17 protein-coding genes are annotated in these 16,771 nt (G+C 50.4%); 14 read left to right on the forward strand and 3 right to left on the reverse strand.

Annotated elements, in window-relative coordinates:
* The 11 genes from trpA (at position 1) to HGH92_RS16915 (ending at position 9,994) form a co-directional block, all read left to right on the forward strand.
* Entirely contained in the window at positions 1-774 is a 774-nt protein-coding gene (gene trpA / locus HGH92_RS16865) for a tryptophan synthase subunit alpha (RefSeq protein WP_168871943.1), read from the forward strand.
* Between the two features lie 2 nt (positions 775-776).
* Complete coding sequence (hisH, locus tag HGH92_RS16870; RefSeq protein ID WP_168871944.1) at positions 777-1,370, forward strand: imidazole glycerol phosphate synthase subunit HisH; 594 nt, start codon at positions 777-779, stop codon at positions 1,368-1,370.
* A gap of 1 nt (position 1,371) precedes the next feature.
* Complete coding sequence (gene hisA, locus HGH92_RS16875) at positions 1,372-2,514, forward strand: 1-(5-phosphoribosyl)-5-[(5-phosphoribosylamino)methylideneamino]imidazole-4-carboxamide isomerase (RefSeq protein ID WP_168871945.1); 1,143 nt, start codon at positions 1,372-1,374, stop codon at positions 2,512-2,514.
* Between the two features lie 12 nt (positions 2,515-2,526).
* The gene (gene hisF, locus HGH92_RS16880) at positions 2,527-3,282 is read left to right on the forward strand and encodes an imidazole glycerol phosphate synthase subunit HisF (RefSeq protein WP_168871946.1); all 756 of its coding nucleotides are present in this window, start codon (positions 2,527-2,529) and stop codon (positions 3,280-3,282) included.
* A 21-nt stretch (positions 3,283-3,303) separates the two neighbouring features.
* Positions 3,304-3,897: a bifunctional phosphoribosyl-AMP cyclohydrolase/phosphoribosyl-ATP diphosphatase HisIE gene (gene hisIE, locus HGH92_RS16885; RefSeq protein WP_168871947.1), complete on the forward strand. Its 594-nt coding sequence runs from the start codon at positions 3,304-3,306 to the stop codon at positions 3,895-3,897.
* A gap of 175 nt (positions 3,898-4,072) precedes the next feature.
* The gene (locus HGH92_RS16890; protein WP_247654961.1) at positions 4,073-5,155 is read left to right on the forward strand and encodes a TlpA disulfide reductase family protein; all 1,083 of its coding nucleotides are present in this window, start codon (positions 4,073-4,075) and stop codon (positions 5,153-5,155) included.
* A 75-nt stretch (positions 5,156-5,230) separates the two neighbouring features.
* Positions 5,231-6,373 carry a TlpA disulfide reductase family protein gene (locus tag HGH92_RS16895; protein ID WP_168871948.1) on the forward strand — a complete coding sequence of 381 codons (1,143 nt, stop codon included), beginning with the start codon at positions 5,231-5,233 and terminating at the stop codon, positions 6,371-6,373.
* 429 nt (positions 6,374-6,802) lie between these two features.
* Positions 6,803-7,162 carry a BlaI/MecI/CopY family transcriptional regulator gene (locus HGH92_RS16900; RefSeq protein WP_168871949.1) on the forward strand — a complete coding sequence of 120 codons (360 nt, stop codon included), beginning with the start codon at positions 6,803-6,805 and terminating at the stop codon, positions 7,160-7,162.
* A gap of 15 nt (positions 7,163-7,177) precedes the next feature.
* Entirely contained in the window at positions 7,178-8,851 is a 1,674-nt protein-coding gene (locus HGH92_RS16905) for a M56 family metallopeptidase (protein ID WP_168871950.1), read from the forward strand.
* Between the two features lie 148 nt (positions 8,852-8,999).
* The gene (locus HGH92_RS16910; RefSeq protein WP_168871951.1) at positions 9,000-9,458 is read left to right on the forward strand and encodes a peroxiredoxin; all 459 of its coding nucleotides are present in this window, start codon (positions 9,000-9,002) and stop codon (positions 9,456-9,458) included.
* 35 nt (positions 9,459-9,493) lie between these two features.
* Entirely contained in the window at positions 9,494-9,994 is a 501-nt protein-coding gene (locus tag HGH92_RS16915; protein WP_168871952.1) for a DsbA family protein, read from the forward strand.
* Here the strand turns inward: HGH92_RS16915 and HGH92_RS16920 are convergent.
* Positions 9,971-11,035 carry a formylglycine-generating enzyme family protein gene (locus tag HGH92_RS16920; protein WP_168871953.1) on the reverse strand — a complete coding sequence of 355 codons (1,065 nt, stop codon included), beginning with the start codon at positions 11,033-11,035 and terminating at the stop codon, positions 9,971-9,973. The genes HGH92_RS16915 and HGH92_RS16920 overlap by 24 nt on opposite strands.
* 158 nt (positions 11,036-11,193) lie before the next feature.
* Between HGH92_RS16920 and HGH92_RS16925 the strand changes: the two genes are divergently transcribed.
* Positions 11,194-12,558, forward strand: coding sequence for a GH1 family beta-glucosidase (locus HGH92_RS16925; protein ID WP_168871954.1), 1,365 nt, complete (start codon positions 11,194-11,196; stop codon positions 12,556-12,558).
* On the opposite strand, the gene HGH92_RS16930 is transcribed toward HGH92_RS16925, so the two are convergent.
* Entirely contained in the window at positions 12,559-13,788 is a 1,230-nt protein-coding gene (locus tag HGH92_RS16930; protein WP_168871955.1) for a hypothetical protein, read from the reverse strand.
* A gap of 11 nt (positions 13,789-13,799) precedes the next feature.
* Complete coding sequence (locus HGH92_RS16935) at positions 13,800-15,170, reverse strand: DUF4270 family protein (RefSeq protein WP_168871956.1); 1,371 nt, start codon at positions 15,168-15,170, stop codon at positions 13,800-13,802.
* 247 nt (positions 15,171-15,417) lie between these two features.
* Between HGH92_RS16935 and HGH92_RS16940 the strand changes: the two genes are divergently transcribed.
* A complete protein-coding gene (locus HGH92_RS16940) occupies positions 15,418-16,413 on the forward strand; it encodes a Kelch repeat-containing protein (protein WP_211092662.1) in 996 nt (331 codons plus the stop codon).
* Complete coding sequence (locus HGH92_RS16945) at positions 16,406-16,744, forward strand: DUF4907 domain-containing protein (RefSeq protein ID WP_168871958.1); 339 nt, start codon at positions 16,406-16,408, stop codon at positions 16,742-16,744. Before HGH92_RS16940 ends, HGH92_RS16945 begins: the two co-directional genes overlap by 8 nt.
* Positions 16,745-16,771: the final 27 nt, after the last annotated feature.

Below are 16,771 nucleotides of genomic sequence, written 5' to 3' on the forward strand. Positions count from 1 at the left end.
ATGCAAAATCGTATTGACCAATTGTTTGCTGCCAAACAAACTGGTGTGCTGAATATATATTGCACCGCCGGCTATCCGGAACTGAATGACACCCTGCCGGTAATGACGGCCCTGCAACAATACGGGGCAGACCTCATTGAACTGGGCATACCCTTCTCAGATCCGCTGGCCGACGGCCCCGTGATCCAGGACAGCGGTACTCAGGCGTTGAAAAACGGTATGAGCCTGCATAAACTGTTTGAACAGCTGGAAGGCTTTCGTGAACGTATACACGTCCCTGTTATTCTTATGGGGTATTTTAATCCTGTGCTGGTGTATGGGGTGGAAGCGTTTGTGAAAAAATGCGCGGAAGTAGGCGTGGATGGCGTGATTCTGCCTGATCTGCCCAAAGCGGAATACGAAGCGGAATACAAACCTGTCTTCGAAAAATACAATGTATGCCTGGTCTTCCTGGTCACACCCGAAACCAGCGATGAACGTATCCGTCAGCTGGACAGCCTGAGCAGAGGGTTTCTGTATGCGGTGTCTTCTTCTTCCACCACCGGTAAAGACAAAGACATGTCGCACCAGCAGGCCTATTTCGAACGCCTGCAGCAGCTGAAGCTGAAGAACCCGGTGCTTATCGGATTTGGGATTAAAGACAAAGCAACTTTCGACACCGCCTGCCGTTACACCAATGGCGCTATTATCGGCACTGCCTTTATTAAAGCGTTGGGAGAAGGCAAGGATATTGACAGCACAGTTCGTACTTTTATCGGCGCTATCAAAAACTAAATATGAAAACAGCCATCATAAAATACAATGCCGGCAATATCCGCTCCGTGCAGTTTGCGCTGGACCGTTTAGGTGTGAATGGCATTGTAACAGATAATCCGGAAGAGATCCTGTCGGCCGACAGGGTGATCTTCCCAGGCGTAGGTGAAGCCAGTACTGCTATGCGGTACCTGAAAGAGCGTAACCTCGATAAGCTGATCACCAGCCTGCAACAGCCGGTGCTGGGCATTTGCCTGGGCATGCAGCTGCTGTGCCGCCATTCGGAAGAAAATGATACGCCATGCCTCGGTGTGTTTGACGTGGAGGTAAAACGTTTCACCTCTCCGGTGGAGAACCTGCTGAAGATACCACAGATAGGCTGGAACAATATTACCGGTCTGCATAGCGTGATGTTTGAACATGTGCCTGAAAACAGCTACATGTATTTTGTGCACAGTTATTATGCAGCACTGGGCGCAGACACCGTAGCGATCACTAACTATGTGATCAACTACAGCGCTGCGTTACAGAAAGATAATTTTTATGCGGTGCAGTTCCACCCCGAAAAATCGGCGGAACACGGCTCCCGTATCATCGAAAACTTTTTGAACTTATAAGATGCAAATCAGAAGGATCGGCGTGGACGACGCGTTGTTGCAGGTGCGCAGGGACGTATTGTACCCGCACGCAACACTGAGCGCGGTGACAGTGGAACATGATGCTGACGGCCTGCACTTTGGTGTATTTGAAGGCGGGCAACTGGTGACGGTAGTGTCGTTGTTTCCCGGGAAAGGAGAGGCGCAGTTCCGTAAACTGGCCACGCTGCCCGCAGCACAGGGCAAAGGTTATGGGAAAGCCATACTGGAGCACCTGGCAGACATCTGCCGGAAAGAAAACATCCAACTCCTCTGGTGCAACGCCCGTGACACGGCAGTATCTTTTTACGACCGCCTCGGGTATACCACCCGGGGCAATTATTTTGTAAAAGACGGTATTAATTTCATCCGCATGGAACTATCATTGGAAAAGCCTGTAGCCAAACGTTTTGAGGTCATTCCCGCTATCGATATCATCGATGGTAAATGTGTGCGCCTCACGCAGGGCGATTACAGCCAGCAGAAAATATATAACGAGCATCCACTGGAAGTGGCGAAGGAATTTGAAGCGCTGGGCGTGCGCCGCCTGCACCTGGTAGACCTCGACGGCGCCAAAAAAGGAGCGGTGGTCAACTGGAAAGTACTGGAAAATATTGCCGGTAAAACATCGCTGGTAACAGATTTTGGCGGCGGCATCAAAACTGACAAGGACCTGGAGATCGTATATGAATGTGGGGCGGCGCTGGCCACTATTGGCAGCGTGGCGGTGAAATCGCCCGAGCTGTTTTTTAGCTGGGTGGAAAGGTTCGGGGCAGATAAGATCTTCCTGGGCGCCGATGTGAAAGACGAGAAGATCGCCGTAGGCGGATGGCTGGAAACGACCGGCCTGTCGGTATTTGATTTCCTGGCTTCCAACATAGCACGGGGCGTGCAAAATATCTTCTGTACAGATATCGCTAAAGACGGCCTGCTGGCCGGTCCTTCCATCGACCTGTACAAAAAAATCCTTGGCGAATTCCCGGCTATCAGCTTCGTGGCCAGCGGCGGCGTGAGCAATATCGGTGATGTGGCCGCCCTGCAGGAAATAGGCTGCCATGGCGTGATCATCGGCAAAGCTATCTACGAAGGAAAAATTTCCACAGCGGAATTAAAATCATTCCTCTAAAATTATTGACGTATGCTGACCAAACGTATCATACCCTGTCTGGATATCAAAGACGGCCGTACCGTAAAAGGTATCAATTTTGAAAATATCCGGGATGCCGGTGATCCTATTGAACTGGGCGCGCTGTACGCATCTCAGGGAGCGGATGAACTGGTGTTCCTCGATATAACGGCAACGAATGAACGAAGAAAAACACTGGCAGAACTGGTTACCCGCATCGCACGGCATGTCAACATTCCGTTTACCGTAGGCGGCGGTATTGCCGAAGTGGAAGACGTAAATGTGCTGCTGCAATCCGGCGCCGACAAGATCTCCGTGAACACCGCCGCCTTCAAAAATCCGGGGCTGGTGGACTTGCTGGCACGGGAGTTTGGCAGCCAGTGTATCGTGCTGGCCATTGACACGCGCTTTGAAGATGGCGATTGGTACGTGTACCTGAACGGAGGCCGTGTGAAAACAGACCGTAAAGCGTTCGACTGGGCCAAAGAAGCGGTCAATCGCGGCGCAGGCGAGATCCTGCTTACTTCCATGAACAATGACGGTACCAAACAAGGCTTTGCGCTGGATATCACCGCCCAGCTGTCGCAAAACCTGAACGTGCCGGTGATTGCTTCCGGCGGCGCAGGCACCATGGAACACTTCGTGGACGTATTTGAAAACGCACAGGCAGATGCAGCGCTGGCCGCCAGCATCTTCCACTATAAAGAAATTGAAATTCCGGAACTGAAAACCTTCCTGTATGGGAAAGGAGTGAATGTTCGCTTTTAACCACCGCTGAAATTGCTTATCATGCAAATAGATTTTGAAAAATCGGCCGATGGCCTGGTACCGGCCATCATCCAGGATGCCGCCACCGGCAAAGTGCTTATGCTCGGATATATGAACCGGGAAGCGCTGGACAAAACCCTGGCTGAAAACAAAGTCACCTTCTACAGCCGTTCCAAAAAACGCCTGTGGACAAAAGGAGAGGAGAGTGGCAACTTCCTCCTGCTGCAAGACCTGAAGGTAGATTGTGACTCTGATACCATCCTCGTGAAAGCCAATCCCGTTGGCCCCGTATGCCATACCGGCGCAGACACCTGCTGGAATGAAGTGAACACCAGCAACGATTTCCTGGCCCGCCTGGAAAGCATCATTACAGACCGGAAAAATAATCCTTCCGATAAGTCGTACACTTCCCAGCTGTTTGCCAAAGGCATCAACAAGGTAGCGCAGAAAGTAGGCGAGGAGGCCGTGGAAGTGGTGATAGAAGCCAAAGACGATAACGATGAACTGTTCCTCAATGAATCGGCGGACCTGCTGTTTCATTACCTCGTTTTACTGCAGGCCAAAGGTTTTACGCTGGGAGACGTTATAAAGGTGTTAAAAGAAAGACATAAATAGTCAATTACAAATTACGAATTACGAATTTGGGGCTTACTGGTAAGCGAGAGTGTTTTACATATGTATTTTTTGTAAAGACGCTTTTTCCTGCCAGTAAGCCCCAAATTCGTAATTCGTAATTTGTAATTCGTAATTGTTTATATTCGTCCTAACTAACTAATTAAAATTAATTATAATGAAAGGAATTTTCCTGTTAGCCGCAGGTGCTTTATTATCTGCGGGTGTTTATGCCCAGCAGGTGTCGGGAACGGTGAAAGGGGCCAATGGCAAGAAGATATACCTGTTCGACGACCAGGATAATAATCCGGATGACTCCCTGACCATACAAAATGAGCAGTTTACCTTCAAAGTGAAGGCTGGTAAGGAACCTTCCGTGTATGCCCTGATCATACAGGATGTGAACTATCCCATGTTATTTGTGTCTGGTGGTGAACCGATCCACTTTGCCACTACCCTGGCCACTTTTCCGCTGGCATCGGCAGTAAAGGGCAATGAAAATACCATGGCCATGCAGGCCTACCAGAAAGCATTTGACCCGTTGATCAAACGTGCCCAGGACCTCAACCAGGAGGCCCGTGAAATCAACCCGGAAGATGAGCCGGCAAAAAATGCTTTCCGTAAAAAAGCCGACCAGTTCAGCAAAGACATTGTGAAAACCGGTACTGATTTTATTAAAGCGCACCCTAAAAGCATTGCCAGCATCTGGCTGATGATGAACGAACTGCGTTCGCGTGTGGAGCCGGCCGAGTTTCAACAGCTGTTTGACTCGCTGGACAAGTCCATCCGCGAAAGTGCCTACGGAAACAGTGTTACCGCCTACATAAAAAGCCTGAAAGCCAATGCAGTGAATATTCCGGCAGATGATTTTGCCCAGGAAGACGAGAAAGGCAACCCGGTTAAACTGTCTTCTTTCAGAGGGAAATATGTGCTCGTGGATTTCTGGGCCAGTTGGTGCGGTCCGTGCAGACAGGAGAATCCTAATGTGGTAAAAGCGTATAACAAATATAAAAGCAGAAACTTCACCATCCTCGGCGTATCCCTTGATAACGACCGTGACCGTTGGCTGAGGGCTGTAAAACAGGATGGGCTTGCCTGGACACAGGTATCTGACCTGAAAGGCTGGGGCAATGAAGTAGCAGTGCAGTATGGTATTCAGTCCATTCCTGCCAATATGCTGATAGGCCCTGACGGTACTATTCTGGCCAGGAACCTGCGTGGAGAGGAACTGGAACAGAAACTCCAGGAAGTGCTGAAATAGCCGCTTATCAAAATCAGGTTGTCAATCCGAGCCTGATTTATCAAATTTGTTATTCGTCAAAAAAATTAAAAACCAATGAAGAGATATTTTGTGGGGATCGCCCTACTGATGCCAGCCGTAACATTGTTTGCCCAGGAGAAAAAAGCCGGAGCAGCAGGCAAACCATATACTATCCAGGGAACTATTTCTGAACAAAAAACGCCCGCAACCGTATTCCTCAGAATGCGCAAAGGCTCAGAAATGGTAACCGACAGCGCCCAGATAAAAGACGGTAAGTTCACTTTCTCCGGTACGCTGGAAGAACCACTGCTGGCCAGTCTGATGCTGGTACAGCGCGGTGGCGAAAAACCGGTTTCCATGGGCCGTGATCTGCTGGCGGTATTTCTGGATAAAGGCAATATCATGGTGACTACCACTGACTCTATCAGCAAAGCCACTGTCAGCGGCTCTCCTGCCAATGAGGACTATAAACACCTGCAGGAGCAACTGAAAGAAGTCAACGAGAAAGGTGCGGCACTGCAACAACAGTACCGTGAACTGGCCAAAAATAAAGACGAAGAAGGTATCAAAAAACTGGAAGCAGCTTACGATGCACTGGACGCAGAAGAGAAAAAAATCGAGAACGATTTCTTCGCTAAAAACGCCAACTCTCCGATAGCACTGTATGTGCTGAACCAGGTGGCCGGTTATGATATCAATCCAGCTGAAGTAACGCCACTGTTCAAAAAACTGAGCAAAGAAGCGAAAAACTCCCCTTCCGGTAAAGAGTTCGCCAAACGTCTCGAGTCTGCCCGTAAAACGGCTGTAGGCCAGTCTGCGCTGGAATTTGCACAGGCAGATGCTGGTGGTAAAAATATCAGCCTGTCTTCCTTCCGCGGAAAATATGTACTGGTTGATTTCTGGGCCAGCTGGTGCGGTCCCTGCCGTGCAGAAAACCCTAACGTGGTAAAAGCATACGACAAATTCAAAGACAAAGGTTTCGAAATCCTGGGTGTTTCCCTCGATGATAAAAAAGACAAATGGCTGGCTGCCGTAGAAGCCGACAAACTCACCTGGACACACGTTTCCGACCTGAAAGGCTGGAAAAATGCTGCCGCTGAACTGTATGGTGTACGCGCCATCCCGCAGAACGTGCTGATCGATCCCAAAGGAAAGATCGTTGCTAAAAACCTGCGTGGCGAAAACCTCGAAAAGAAATTAACCGAGGTACTGCCTTAATCACTCCGAAGGTTTAAAACAAAGTATACCGGGCTGGCCTGAACAGGTCAGCCCTTTTTGTTGCCGGAAGTCCCAGGGCTGAAGCCCCGGGTCACAATTGGTTTTGATCTTTCCCGGTAAAATGTATTTGTTTAAGAGAAATAGACATTTTTAGCGCATGGTCATGGATTAATTGCATTACCCAGGCACTGTACAACACACATGAAAATTAATCGATGCCTTTCCCTTCCTCAAACCCAATTCATCAAAACAACCCGAATAACAAAACGTAGCCCAGGGCTTCAGCCCTGGCACTCCGTGTTTTTATTTTTTTATCATTGATAATGAATTATTTATATCAAAATCTCCCAATTTCTCAAAAAAATATATTTCTATTTACGAAACTTTCGTAGATTTACGAAACATTCGTAGAAAGTTAAATCACGCTATATGGAAAAACTCACGCAACAGGAGGAAGCAGCCATGCTGGCGATATGGAAAACGGGGAAGGGATTTGTAAAGGATTTTCTGGAGAACCATCCGGCACCGGCGCCGCCGTATACTACGCTGGCATCTACCATTAAGAACCTGGAGAAAAAAGGATATCTGGAAAGCAGAAAGGTGGGTAACGTATATGAATACACGCCTGTGATCGCTGAAGTTACCTATAAGAACAAATTCATGAGTGGTTTTGTGAAGGACTATTTTGAGAACTCCTATAAGGAGCTGGTTTCTTTTTTCGCTAAAGAAAAAAAGATCAGCCCGGACGAATTAAAGGAGATCATCAAAATGATTGAGAATAGTAAATAACTAAAACCCGGAGCAATGATACCTGCCATCCTGATATATCTGCTCAAAGCCAATATAGCGCTGACCTTGTTTTTTCTGGCTTACTGGCTGGGCTTGAGGCGACTGACCTTTTATACGCTTAATCGTGTATTTCTGCTGTCGGGCATCGTCTGTTCTTCCCTGTTCCCGCTGGTATCTGTCAATACGTTTGTAGAGCGGCATGAAACCATTGCAGGCGGCATCGCCTACCTGCCGGACCTCAGCGCGTTAACAGCCCCGGCTGAACAGTTTTCCGTGTGGACGCTGCTCGTGTACCTCTTCTGGGCGGGGGTAACAGCGATGACTATACGCCTCGCGATACAACTGCTGTCTTTGTGGAAAATACACCGCCGCTCCAGCCCCGCCACCGTTGATGGCGTAACGGTCAGAGCTGTAAAACAACAGGTGAACCCGTTTTCTTTCTTCCGCCATATCTATATCAATCCTGCGCTTCATCAGCCGGAAGAAAGACAGGGAATTCTCTGCCATGAAAAAGTACACGTTCAACAATGGCACAGTGCAGATGTTGTGTTGGGTGAACTGAATAATATCTTCTACTGGTTCAACCCCGGTGCATGGCTGATGAAAACGGCCATCCGCGAGAACCTGGAATTCATTACCGACCGCTGTCTGTTAAGACAGGGCGTAGACAAAAAAGCCTATCAATACAGCCTGATAAAAGTTAGTGGGATCCCATATGCGACGGCCATCGCAAACAATTTTAATTTCTCACATTTAAAAAACAGGATCATTATGATGAACAGGAAACAATCATCCACTATCCAGTTGGTTCGCTATGTGGCCCTGGGCGCAGTAGTGGGAGGCGTGGTATTGTCGCTGAACTACAGCAAGGTTTCCGCAACCCCGTCACAAGAGGAGAAAACCGCGGCCGGTCAACCCATAGTCGTGGAAGTACCTAAGGAAGCTCCCATACAAAAAAACGGTTCCAACATCAACGTCGCCATGGACACAGCTACTCCTTCCGCCAAAAACACACCACCTAAAACCAGCAACAAACCTGCCCCGGTTCCGCAACCTGATGCCGATCCTGCTCCTGTACAACAAGTGGCGCCGGTTGTTATCGTAAGAGGTTCCGCAGAGCCCGGACCGGTTATCCTTTTGAACGACAGGCTGATCAGCAAAGCTGAAATGGGTTCGCTCCCGCCGGACGACATTGAATCTGTCAACGTATTTAAAGGCGCCATTATCACTGATGAAGTAATTGCCCAATATGGTGAAGATGCCCGCAACGGTATTGTGGCGATTTATACCAAACCCTGGTTAGCTTCCTCCAATAATAAAAAACGTTTTGGTGGTATTATAACGACCGCTGTTGCCGGCAAAGCCACTACTGTCACTGCCGGTCAGGGCCAGGTAACAAGTGTGCGTAATACTGCCACAGGCGCCGTTTTTGTAGCTACCAACAGCTATTCAGCTGGTTCAGCTACTGCTACTTCCGGTTCTGTTTCTACCAGCAGTTCTGTATCTGCCAGCAGCTCAACTGGAGGCAGCGGTTCCGCCAAAACAGAGACAATTGTACTGCTCGGCCATCCAACAAAAGGCACGGTTGAAAAAGTGTCTACTGGCGGTAAAAACGAGGAAATCATCGTCATCGGCAGAGCAGCAGAAAAAGGTACGGTGGAGAAAAAAGTCACCACACACGAAGAATAAAGCAGTCCAAGTGCCGATAAATGAGAAGTAGAGGCAATACTGTTTATGTTAGCAAAAAGCCACGGTTCGCCACCGTGGCATTTTTGTTGGAAGACAACTTTCTCCGGGCCTCAACGTTATATTAAAGCACCCGGATAAATTGTTGTGTATGTTACAGAAAGGCAATAAAGCACCCGATTTTACGCTCGCGGCGTCTCCGGACAAAAAGATAACGCTTTCAGACCTCCGGGGAAAAAATGTAATATTGGCATTCTATCCCGCAGACTGGAGCCCGGTGTGCAGCGATCAGATGGCGTTGTATAACGAAATGCTTCGTTTTTTTGAACGCCACAATGCTGTGCTCTTTGGTATCTCAGTAGACGGGGAATGGTGTCATAAGGCTTTTGCAAAGGACAGGAACCTGCATTTCGACCTGCTGGCCGACTTTGAACCAAAAGGAGCTGTCTCCCGGCAATATGGTGTTTATAAGGATGGTGTCAGCCAGCGTGCGCTGTTTGTCATTGATGATCAAGGGGTGATACAATGGAGCTATCTGTCACCCATCGGCGAAAATCCGGGCGCTGACGGCATTCTGCAGGCATTGGAAACGATGGCGAAAACTGCCTGATGCCCTTCGTAATTCGTAACTCGTAATTCTCCTTTATGCTTACACCTCCCATTACCAGCCGTGACCACGTCACCGGTAACCAACAAGGCCCCACGGAGATTGTGGAGTATGGCGACTTTCAATGCCCCTATTGTGGAGAAGCTTTTGGGGTGGTCCGCGATATGTTGCAGGCGCTCAGTAATATCAAATTTGTTTTCCGCCATTTTCCGCTGGCGGAATCGCATGAATATGCCATGGACGCGGCATTGGCCGCAGAAGCCGCAGCCCGCCAGCAACAGTTCTGGCAAATGCATGATGCCCTTTACCTGCACCAGCAGGAACTTTCCGATACCCTGTTCCCTGAACTGGCCAAACAGCTGCAGCTCAACCTGGAGCAGTTTCAGGAAGACATGCAGGACAACCTGCTCGTCAGCAAAGTGGAAGCCGATTTTGAAAGCGGCATCCGTAGCGGCGTCAATGGCACGCCTACCTTTTTTATCAATGGGAAACGGTTTAACGGTGATTACCGCAACCTACTGGCGGCCGTTCGACACTGACTTCACACAACGAAAACCCAGATTGGCAAGCCCTGATTCCGGAGTGGTCTTCATTCTGGCAGATACCCGGTAACCCCGGCAATACTCATCACTGCACATGTAAGAACCTCCGCGGATCACGTGTTTTTGCTGCCCCGGGTCCTCAGGATCATAACCTTTGGCCGGTCCGGCAGGATTGGCAGCGTCTTTTTCCACCTGCGCATAATAGCTGGCATCATACAGATCTGCCACCCATTCCCACACATTGCCGGCCATATCGTACAATTGATAACCGTTAGGCTTATACGATTTTACCGGTGCGGTACCGGAAAAGCCATCGGTAGTAGTCTTATCATAGGGGAAATGCCCATTCCAGGTGTTGGCTTTAGGTTTGCCGGCAGTAAGCGCTTCATCGCCCCAGGGATACACCTGGTTGGAAAGACCGCCCCTGGCGGCATATTCCCATTCTGCCTCCGTAGGCAGGCGTTTGCCGGCCCATTTGGCATAAGCCTGGGCATCGGTCCAGGAGACCTGTGTAACGGGATGATCTTCCCTGCCTTTGATATCGCTGCCAGGACCTTCAGGATGTTGCCAGCTGGCACCGGCAACAAAACTCCACCATTGTGATACGTCATTCAGCGGCACACGGTGGTCCGGTGGGGTAAACACCAGCGCTCCGGCCGCCAGCATGCTGCTGTCAGGCTCCGGTGAGCCCGGCGGCAGACTGGCCATCAGCTCTTCTTTGGAGATAGGCTTCTCAGCGGTGGTCACATAACCGGTGGCAGTGACGAAAGCGGCAAATTCCCGGTTGGTCACCTCGTGTTCGTCCATCCAGAAACTGTCTACTTTCACGGTATGTTTGGGATATTCGTCAGGCATGCCGGTGCTGTCGTCCGCACCCATGCTGAAACTGCCGCCAGGTATCAATACCATGCGGTTTAAGGTGTCCGGCCCGCTGGCAACTGTTGCCACCGAATCCTGCTGAACGGGTGCTTTGCTGCCGCTTCCACAGGCGGCTATCGCCGCTGTCATCATACTGAGATATATCAAATGCCTGGTCATCTTCACAAAATAAGAAAAGTTTTTTCTCACAAGGGAATAATGTGAGCAAGGGTTTTCCGGGGAAAGCAGTTAACAATAAAATAATGATTTTTTTACGTAAACTATTGTAAACTGCATGCTGATCGGGTGCAGCCCGACTGCACTTTTATTCAGCTAATATGCAACAATCGGCCATCCCTTTCACCCGGAAGGATTTCGGGGATGATTTTCTGTGGGGCGTTACTATTTCTGCGTTTCAGAACGAAGGCGCACACGACTTCGACGGCAAAGGGCCTTCCATCTGGGACACCTTCTCCCGCCGCAAAGGAAAAATCCGCGATAAAACACATGCACAGGTGGCGTGCGATTTCTATAACCGTTATACACAGGATATCCTGCTGGCAAAAATGCTGGGCTTCAGTGTGTTCCGCTTCTCCCTGTCATGGGCCAGGATCATTCCCGGCGGCACCGGCGCTGTTAACCAGGCAGGTATTGATTTTTACCACCGGGTGATAGACGCCTGCCTGGAGCTGGGACTGGAGCCATATGTGACCCTGTACCACTGGGACCTGCCACAGGCGCTGGAAAACAAAGGAGGATGGTGCCACCGCGGGGTGGTGTTTGCCTTTGAAAACTATGTAAGGGTATGTACCCGCGCTTTTGGCAACAAAGTGAAAAACTGGATCATCCTGAACGAACCATTCGGCTTCACGGCATTGGGATATATGCTGGGCGTGCATGCACCGGGAAAGATAGGCCTGTCCTGGTTTCTGCCGGCAGTGCACCACGCGGTGATGGCACAGGCGGAAGGCGGCCGTGTGGTAAGGGAGGAGGTGGCAGGCGCCAATATCGGTACGGCCCTGTCCTGCTCGCAGATCATCCCGTTTACCAATAATGAAAAAGATTTGCAGGCTGCCCGCAAGGCAGATGCGCTGTTTAACCGCATGTTCCTGGAACCCTCGCTGGGCATGGGTTATCCGGTAGATGATTTCCCGCTGTTGAAACGCATTGGCAGAAGATATGCGCTGTGGCGCGACTGGGACAAGCTGGCTTTTGACTTCGATTTTATCGGGGTGCAGAATTATTTCCCGCTGGTGGTGAAATACAATGCTTTTATGCCGGTGGTCAACATATCGGAAGTGAAGCCCCGCGCCCGCAATGTGCCTGTCACCGCGCTGGGATGGGAAATCAACGGCAACGGCCTGTATGAAGTGCTCAAACAGTTCTCCGCCTATGACAAGGTGAAGAAGCTGATCGTCACAGAGGGCGGCGCCGCTTTCCCCGATGTACGCGCGGAAGACGGCGCCATTCGTGACACAGACCGTATCCGGTATTTCGCTGAATATCTCGGTGGAGTGCTCAAAGCCAAAAGGGAAGGCATTCCGGTAGAGGGATATTTCGCCTGGACACTCACTGACAACTTTGAATGGGCGGAAGGATACCGCGCCCGCTTCGGATTAGTACATATCAATTTTGAAACGCAACAGCGTACCATTAAAGACTCCGGCTACTGGTTCCGGGAACTGTTACAGCCCGATGCCTGATTATTGGTTCAGCCGCTTCAGGAACCAGATATCACGCAGGCTGAAGTTAAATACCGCATTCACATATGTTTCCTTGATCAACCCGTTGCTGGTGCTGCCCCGCTGCCCGGCTTCCAGGCCTATGTAGTAACGCAACTGCCCCGTTTTGCTGGGAAGTGAAGCGCCCAGCGTACCGGACACATCGTGTATGGTGGTGTTTTTGATCACCAGCGGGGACTTGTTGTAACTGAAGCCTGCCTGAAGTATCAGCCCTTCTATAGGCCGGTTGTAATATTGCCGGCTCATGGCGTATTCTATGCCGGTGGAAAACCGTTGCCCGTCCTGATAGTAATAGTTCAGCCCTTTGTCATTGAGCGTATTCCACTGCTGATGACGGTAATCTGCCACCCAGGTAATGGTGCCGTTAGTGAGGGAGAGGCCGCCGCCAAATTCGGCCGGCAGCGTGAAGGAGCCAGGGGCCAATTGTTCAGTATAATAAGGCACATTGTCCTGGTTGACGATGTTGAGTTTCTGTTGCAGCTTCATGTGTGTTTCGAAGCGGTAGGTGGCGCCGAGGCCCAGTTGCCAGTCTTTGGACACTTTGGTCACATACTGCGCGCCCGCAGTGAAATTGGGCTTAAAGGTGTACTGGTTGTGCTGTGTGGCCAGTGAGTCGGAGCCTACGGTCTGACTGATATCTATAGGGCCGAACAGGAAGCCGGTAGACACGCCGACAGAGAAATGTTTGTTGAGCTGAAACCCGTTGGAGATATAAGCCCTGTTTAATCCGCCGGTGCCGGTGGTGGTGGCTGTCACCGGATTGCCGGTGCCGGTAATGAACTGATTGTTGAGCAGTTTATAATCTACCGTGCTGAATGGTGTAATGCCTGCGCCGATGCCCCACCAGCGGGCCGCTTTGAAGCCGAGGGCCAGCCGTTTGAAATTGAGGTCGCTGGCTGTTTGTGTTACTTTGTCACCGGAATAGTTGAGGTACTGCGCTTTCAGTGATACGTCGAACATAAAGTTTTGTGTCGGCAGCGCGCTATAGGAGGCCGGATTTTGCTCGTTCAGGTAGCCGCTGTTGCGCCGGCCTATGCCGGTGCTGCCGAGGCCGAAATTGCGGCTGTAATCCCTTGTTTCGAGATCGCCAATGCCATAGGCGGTATAAATGGAATTGAGGCCGTGTTGTGCTTTTGCTGCGCCGGCGAGAAGCAGCAGCGCGGTCACACAGGTATATATTTTTTTGCGCATAGTCATGTCCGTTATTTATACAGCAGGTAATAGACCTGTACCTTGATTTTTTTCCTGGGAGCCTGCTGGTCGTTGATCACCAGTCTGTCGAAACTGTTTCTGCCGGCGCCCCCCGGCGTGGTGAGAAACAGCCCGCGTGCGCCGTTGTCGTCGGCGGTGAGCTGTGTATTGCAGTAGTTGGTGATATCGTAGGAATAGTAGGTGTTCTCATTATACTGGTTGTCTACCGTGAGGCTGCCATAGGAAAGGGTGTCGGTCACGGTGTTGGTCTTGTCCACCTGGCACAGGGCCACCCTGGCGGGTATCTGGCTGCTACCGTTGAAGGTGCCGGCGGCGGGATAGACGGTGAGTATCACTTTCATGATTTTAAAAAACTGCCCCAGCTGTTGCATGTTTTTGAGATAAGGGAGATCGATGCGGGTCCCTATGCCGGTCAGTGATTGCGTGAAAGACATATTGCCGGTGGCGGAAGAAGGGAGCTCCCTGACCGGCACCTGTAATTTTTCCAAAGGCGTACCGCTGCGGTTGGCCGTGACCTGGTTGAACTGCAGCTCGCTGGCATTCATCTTAAAATCAACATACTTCACCGTCGTGACGATCTCGTTGATGTGATAATACAGGCGCATAGTCAGCGAGGTGTCCTGTGCCAGGAAAGTCATCAGGGCGGCGCTGCCGGGGCCGGGCACTATTTTCAGGCCACGGAAAAAATCCAGGAAGTTGGGCCCGGCGCTGACTTCCGGGCTTTTGTCGCGCAGCATGGTGAATAACTGGCTGCCCAGCGCATCGGACAAGGGAATGCTCACGCTCTTGTCCGTCTTGGGCCGGATAATACCGGAGAATGTTCCCAGCGGTGTGTTTTCTGTGGCGAAGCTGCTGTTGTTATATAGGCTATAGAAGGTTTTGGCGAACTGGATGGTCTGCGTTACCCGGTATACCTGCAGGCTTTGCGGCTGAAGGGAATCGCCGGCAATATAACCGGAAGGGCGCAGGATGAGCCGCAGGGAATCGAAAGCGGAGCCGTTGGCGGGTATGTCATATCCTGTAGGTTGTATCACCTGAAAGTAAGAACCGGCGGTAACGGACCCCAGGTAAGGGTCTGACTTAGTGCCTATCAGCAAAAGGCCGGAACCGGAGGTAGGCACGGAGTCATACAGGATGGTCTTCATGGCCACTGACAGCGTGTCGGTAAGGATATAATCGGTTTGCTGGTTGTCCACCACATTATCATAGGAGAAACCTGCTTTCTGACAGGCGGCTATCCCGGCCAGCAATACCAATAACAGCATATATCTTATGCTGCGTAGCTGCCTTGCGCCTTTGCGTGAAACAAAAAACCTTTGCTTCCCTTTTATTTCTCTGCGTGAAAAAAAATCGTTGTTCATGGTGCGCAATTTTAGACAGGATCGATACTTGCCGTTGCTGTAATATGCCAATGGGCATTATTCATCGATGAATCCATTGATCTGTTCTTTGTGCCGTCAAAAGCGCCCGTATCACGGCTAAACGCAAAAGATTACTGCTGGCAGATGAAAAAGCGGTATCCGTCAGCTAAAAAGAGGAGAATGTCTATTTCCTGTTTGCCGGAATGCTCTCACGGATAATTTTGGCTACAGTAAAACGAACATGCGAATGCGTTATTTAAAAGGTTACAGTTTATTATTGGTCGCTTCCCTGGTGGCCTGTTCCAAGGACTCCTCCACGACTACGAAAGTAGGCAACTGGATCAGACGTTCTGAGTTTGAAGGGGTGGCCAGAAGTGCTGCCGCTTCCTTTGTGATAGATAACAAGGCTTATGTAGGTACCGGTTATGATGGCACCAACAGGTTACAGGATTTCTGGGTGTTTGATGTTGACCTGAACCAGTGGACACAGAAAGCGGCATTCCCGGGCGTGGGCCGCAGCGGTGCCGTAGGTATGTCTATGGCCGGCAAAGGATACATCGGAACGGGGTATGACGGCCTCAACAAGCTCAATGACTTTTATCAGTATGATCCCGTTGCCAACACCTGGAGCCGTAAGGCTGACTTTGGTGGCAGTGCGCGGTATGGCGCAGTCGCATTTGCACTGAATGATAAAGGATACATTGCTACCGGATATGACGGCAACTGGCTGAAAGACAACTGGCGCTATGATCCCGGGGCCAATGCATGGACACAGGTGCAAAGCCTTACCAGCGGCAAAAGACAGGATGGCAATGCCTTTGTGATCAATAATAAGGCCTATGTGTGCATGGGCACGGCCAATGGCAGCTATGTCAGCGATTTTTATGCATTCGACGGTGCTACCGAAACATGGTCCACGTTACGCTCTATCGATAACGTGACAGACCAGAGCTTCGATGACAATTATAATTTCAAAGGCAGCGGCGCCGCGTCTTTCGCTATGCGTGGCCTGGGATACATCGTGTCGGGTACCAAAACCGGCCTGTCCAGCGCCGTATGGGAATATAACCCGGGCACTGACCTGTGGGTGCAGAAAACAGATTTCGAAGGCGCTGCTCGCAACGGGGCCACCGGCTTTACGGTGAAAGACAGGGGCTTTGTGGTGCTGGGCACCAGTTCCAGCCAGCCATTTGATAATATGTTTGAATTTGATCCTACAGCCGCATATAACCAATATGACTAAACGAAAATTATCCTGGCTGGTCCCCGTGTTGTTATTGCTGCTGTTAGCAGGATACCGGTATTATCGGGATTCCTCACAGCAGGAGGATATGATACAGCTGACGGTGGTGCCTTTTGAAACAGGTGGTGGCTGGGGATATAAAGTAATGGCAGACCACCATTCCTATATCTACCAGGATGTGATCCCCGGCATTGCGGGGAACAGGCCCTTCCGGTCCAAAGAAGATGCGGCAAAAGTGGGGCAGGCGGTAGTGGAGAAGCTGATGGCGCATCAACGGCCTACCATGACTTTAACGGAATTATCAAAGATGCAGGTAGCTGGCTTGCAATAATAGAATGTTGTCTGTTCAGGGTTGTAG

The sequence above is a fragment of the Chitinophaga varians genome (assembly GCF_012641275.1).
Classification (GTDB): domain Bacteria; phylum Bacteroidota; class Bacteroidia; order Chitinophagales; family Chitinophagaceae; genus Chitinophaga; species Chitinophaga varians_A.